The sequence below is a fragment of the Actinomycetota bacterium genome (assembly GCA_040755895.1).
GTDB lineage: Bacteria > Actinomycetota > Aquicultoria > Subteraquimicrobiales > Subteraquimicrobiaceae > Subteraquimicrobium.
Genome location: JBFMAG010000030.1, coordinates 1 through 5165, shown reverse-complemented (window position 1 = coordinate 5165; position 5165 = coordinate 1). Strand labels below are relative to the sequence as shown.

General features: G+C 45.2%; 4 protein-coding genes. All 4 read right to left on the bottom strand.

The annotated features are described in order from the left end of the window. The coding region (gene uvrB, locus AB1466_01430; protein MEW6188764.1) for an excinuclease ABC subunit UvrB at positions 1 to 1480 on the bottom strand (1480 nt) is incomplete at its 3' end. A gap of 29 nt (positions 1481 to 1509) precedes the next feature. Further along, on the bottom strand, positions 1510 to 2115 hold the full coding sequence (locus AB1466_01425) for a DUF4352 domain-containing protein (GenBank protein ID MEW6188763.1): 606 nt from the start codon (positions 2113 to 2115) through the stop codon (positions 1510 to 1512). Positions 2116 to 2486: 371 nt separating this feature from the next. Continuing rightward, positions 2487 to 3476 (bottom strand): dephospho-CoA kinase, encoded by a 990-nt coding sequence (gene coaE / locus AB1466_01420; GenBank protein MEW6188762.1) that lies wholly within the window; start codon positions 3474 to 3476, stop codon positions 2487 to 2489. Between the two features lie 269 nt (positions 3477 to 3745). After that, complete coding sequence (gene rpsA, locus AB1466_01415; protein ID MEW6188761.1) at positions 3746 to 5059, bottom strand: 30S ribosomal protein S1; 1314 nt, start codon at positions 5057 to 5059, stop codon at positions 3746 to 3748. Between the last annotated feature and the right edge of the window lie 106 nt (positions 5060 to 5165).

Sequence of the window (5165 nt, the reverse complement as noted above, 5' to 3'; positions counted from 1 at the left end):
ACTTACCCAATCTTAAGTCGGTTAAGATCCCCACCCTCTCCAAAGTTTCGATATCCGAATGGAGATATCTGACGCGGAATCCCATCTCTATGAGATAATCCGTTAAATCCTCGGCCATCTTCTTGGTCAATGTGGTCACCAGCACCCTCTCGTTCCTTGTAACCCTTTTCTTTATCTCATTCATTAGATCGTCGATTTGCTCCTCAGCTGGTCGGACGACCACTTCGGGATCGACGAGCCCCGTGGGACGGATGATCTGCTCCACGACCTGGCTGCTCACCGAGAGCTCGTAGTCACCAGGAGTGGCACTGACGAATATGACCTGTGGAACCCTGGCGATGAATTCATCGAAGATTAAAGGACGGTTATCGAAGGCCGATGGGAGTCTGAAACCGTATTCGACCAAGGCTTCTTTTCTGGAACGGTCGCCCTCGTACATCCCGTGAATTTGAGGTACGGTGATGTGAGACTCGTCGATGAATACCAAAAAATCATCCGGGAAGTAATCGAGCAAGGTATCGGGTGGTTCGCCGGGGGCTTTGCCCGAAAAATGTCTTGAATAGTTCTCGATTCCAGTGCAATAACCGACTTCTCTGAGCATCTCCAGATCGTATTTGGTGCGCATCCTCAAGCGCTGGGCCTCCAGGAGCTTTCCCTGGGCTTCGAGTTGTCTCAATCTCCATTTGAGTTCCTTTTCGATGGACACAAGAGCTCGTTCCAGCTTATCATCGATGGTCACAAAGTGAGTGGCTGGATAGATCGCTACCTTCTCATATTCATTGGTTATCTCTCCAGTCAAGGGGTCCACCTCTATGATCCTTTCCAATTCATCGCCAAACATCTCGATCCTTAAAGCCTTCTCCTCATAGGCGGGGAAGATTTCAATGACATCCCCCCTCACCCTGAACCTACCTCGCGAGAAATCGATGTCGTTTCGTTGGTACTTCACCTCAACCAATCTTCTAAGGATCTCATCTCTGTCATATTCTTTGCCACTTTCCAGGAAGATCACCTTTGCCAGATAATCCTCTGGGGAGCCGAGGTTATAAATGCAGGAAACGCTGGCCACGATGACAACATCTCTTCGAGAAAATAGAGCGGAGGTAGCTGAGTGTCTTAGTTTGTCGATTTCCTCATTGATGGAGGCATCCTTCTCGATGTATGTATCGGTTTGGGGAAGATAAGCTTCAGGTTGATAATAGTCATAATAGCTGACGAAATATTCCACGGCATTTTCGGGGAAGAATTCCCTAAACTCGCTGCAGAGCTGAGCGGCCAAAGTCTTATTTGGAGAAATAACCAGAGTTGGTTTTTGTATCCCCTCGATTACCTTTGCCATACTGAAGGTTTTGCCCGATCCCGTCACCCCAAGCAACGTCTGATAGCAATAGCCTTTCTTGCAACCCTCGATGAGTTGCTTTATCGCCTTCGGTTGATCCCCCTTGGGCTCGTATGGCGCTTGTATTTTAAACCTTCCCATCACCTTTTCACCCTTCTGGTTATGGCAAACTATTTAAGGCTCCACTTAAGCTTTTTCCCAAACGGACCAGGGTCGTATATGAGTTTGAGTCCCTTCGATTCCTCAGGAAGAGAAAACCAAATATTTCCAGTTAATTCTTCTCCTGGAGGGAGCCTGTCCTTTACACCAGGATTGAGCTTATCGATTTCTTCAAAGATTAAGGGTTCCCCCATCTCAACTCTCCGCTCACTAGATAGTAAATCCCCATTACCTATAAATTCATTACCCTCACTGTCGATTATTCTCATTGGGAGGTACATTGATGGGTCCTCTATAGGCTCATCTGAGATATTCTTAATGGTTAAATTAACTATGAGCCATGTGGGATACTCGGACATTATAAGACCACTGTTTTTCGTAGCCCTCCTTATGCTGTTTATGGTAATCTTTAATCCATGTGTCTTGTAGGAGGGACCGTACTTTAAACCCTTCTCAGAAAAGGGTTTAATCTCTATGGTAGGAATCTTGCTTCGCTCATTTTTAGCAGCTCTCCTTACCCTCTCTATTTCCTCAATCGGGGCAAGTTTGATGAGAGTCACCAAAACACCACACATAAGAAGCATGGCTATCATAAAGAGAGGAAGTAAAACCTTCACCCAGGTTTTTTGATACCACTTCTTCTTAAATCTAAAACCACACACAGGGCAATGATCTTTAACCGGTGGTTTAGTCTCCAAAGCTAGATTGTGACCGCATTGAGGACAATATTTGGGAATAGAATCAGCCAAAAATCGTCATCCTTTCCAGAGCGCGTCTCAGCCACAGCTGGGAGAATTCTCACAGATATCTCTTCTATGCAGCTTGACTACATCTATTATTTTAAAACAACCTGAGAGAATTTGCTGCAAATTTATTGGGACATGGTCAAGTTCGGCCACTAATCCATTAATTGTAGGGGCGGGGTTTATCCCCGCCCAAAGCAGACATTCGGAGGACAAGCCCCCTGCCTACCGGCAGGCAGACCGCGCTACGATTTTTGGTCAACCTTGATATTCTCCCAAAGCTTATCAACCTTCTCGCGAAGCTCATCAAGGGTTCCATCGTTCTCCACAATGTGATCCGCGAACTTAATCCGCTCTTCCTGAGAGATTTGAGCTCGCATCCTCGCACGAGCCTCTTCCGCCGAGAGACCTTTTTCCTTGAGGCGTTTGATCTGCGTTTCCTCCTTGGTGGTCACCACCACCACTTCATCCACCCAGGGAAGAAGTTGAGCCTCTATGAGAAGGGGACAGTCGAGGACTATGACCTGATCCTCTCGAGCACGTTTGAGTTCCTCCAATTTATCCTCGATAACTTTGATGATGGTGGGATGAGTTATGCGGTTTAAGACTTCGAGTTCTTGTGGATCAGAGAAAACGATTTTTCCAAGATTCCTTCGATCGATGCTCCCGTCACTTAGGAGTATTCCCCTGCCAAAATGTGCAATGATCTTCTCCCAAACCTCGGATTTAGGCATCATCACTTCTCGGGAAATTTGATCCGCGTCGATGACCTTCGCTCCCCTGCTAGCTAATAACTTGGCTACCGTGCTCTTTCCAGTGGCAATTCCTCCTGTGACACCGATGACCTTCATACTTTTTCTTCCCCTCATCACCAAATTGAGAGGATTTACATCAATTTTACTACACCACCGCATTTTTGGTATCTCCCGCCGTAAGAACTCTCTGGCCAGGAAAGCAACAATTAGAGCGGCTAAAGAATCCATTGCCACATCCCAAAGGCTGAAAGTACGAGTGGGCACGAAAATCTGGTGTATCTCATCGAGGATACCGTAGGCGATGGAGATGCTCATAGCCCACGCGCAAAGAAGCGTCGATTGAAGATTCGTCGTATTTTTGAATGCTATCACCAACAAGAAAGTCAAAATAGCATACTCCACAAGATGAAAGGTGTTAGAAAGTAAAGGATGCAGGGGAAAAACAATTGGTCGAGATGAAAGATAGAAAATCAATCCCATCCAACCAAGAACTGGAGACCAATAAATGAGGATTGAGAGGAATTTCGATTTCATGAATTCCAATTCCAACAAGCGAAAATTTAATATTCTATAAATTCTTAAAAATATTGGAGGATTGAGGTTACTTGTAAAAAAGTTCTGGCTTTAAAGGAACAACCAGAACAATGACCACATAATCCCATATGCTCTAAAGATTTAAAAACTACCACTGCACCATATAATCAATATTCTAAAATTCTTAAGAATGTTGGAACAATGTAGAATTGGTGTTATTTGCTGGGTGGATCGCTAAATTGCTTCTTCAATGAGCGGGATTCCTTCATCTCCTCAATAACTACCTCTAGCGATGGTTCGGGAGCCTCTCCTTCATCAAATTCCTTTGTTTTTCGTTTCTCGTTTTTCTCCACCTGATGAGCATGGTCTTCCTTACTTTCTTTGGCAGCTTCCTCAGTTTCCTCTACCTCCTCGGTCTTTTCAGGCACCTTCTCCTTGCCTTCTTCAAATTGTTTGAGGCTTAAACTGATTCGCCTTCTCTCCAAATCTATGTCGATGATTTTAGCCTTTATTTTATCGCCCGCCTTAACAGCCTGGTCGGGAAGCTCAATGCGCTCCTCCGCCAATTCGGATATGTGGATTAATCCCTCAACTCCCTCATCCATCTGTAAGAACGCTCCAAAGGGGACTATCCTGCTGATTACTCCCTCAATGACGTCACCCACGGAATACCTGCCGACCTTGATTTTCCACGGATCCTCAGTGGTCTGTTTGAGTCCCAATGAGATACGCTCGCGATCGAGGTCGATGTCCAAAACCTGAACTTTTACCTCGTCTCCTACCGAAACTACCTCAGAGGGATGATCTATATGAGACCAGGAAAGTTCAGAGATATGTATGAGTCCGTCGACTCCTCCCAAATCAACAAAGGCTCCAAAATTGACGATACTGGAAATTTTACCAGTAAGGATCTGACCCTTCTCCAGTTTGGATAAAATCTTTTGCCGCTCCCACTTTCGCTCCTCCTCAAGAACCGCTTTCCTCGACAAGACCACATTATTCCTGTTCCTATTCATCTCAACGATTTTGCACTCAAGCTCACGCCCCACGTACTGACTCAAATCCTTGACCCTCTTTAGCTCAACCAGTGAGGCGGGAAGGAAACCTCTTAAGCCGATATCCAAAATCAATCCACCCTTAACAACCTCGATGACCTCTCCCTTAACACTTCCACCCTCTTCATAGGTCCTTTCAATTTTCTCCCAGGCCTTCTCGCAGTCGGCTCTCTTCTTCGAAAGAATCAGTCTCCCTTCACTATCCTCCTTTTGGAGTACCAAAGCTTCAATCTCCTCACCGACCTGAATATCCTCGGGACCAACATCGGGTCTTATGGAGAGCTCACGAATGGGGATAACGCCTTCAGATTTATATCCTATATCCACTAAAATCTCATCCCTGTCGACCTTGACAACCTTGCCCGAAACTATATCTCCCTCATCAAAAATCTTTATGGTCTGATCATAATCGGGAATTATCTCTTCATTCGTTCCTCCCACATCCTTATCTTCCCTACTTTTTTTGCCTCCCATTTTTATAAAGCCTCCCTAAAATTTCTTTCCTTAAACTTCCACAATACATTCAGCATCTCCTGCCTATAGTATAATTTTAATATAACTGTACATTATTTACTTTGGC

Excerpts from the sequence above, each read along its gene's own strand:
- coaE (MEW6188762.1), bottom strand. The coding sequence starts at position 3,476 with ATGGGATTGATTTTCTATCTTTCATCTCGACCAATTGTTTTTCCCCTG.
- rpsA (MEW6188761.1), bottom strand. The coding sequence starts at position 5,059 with ATGGGAGGCAAAAAAAGTAGGGAAGATAAGGATGTGGGAGGAACGAAT.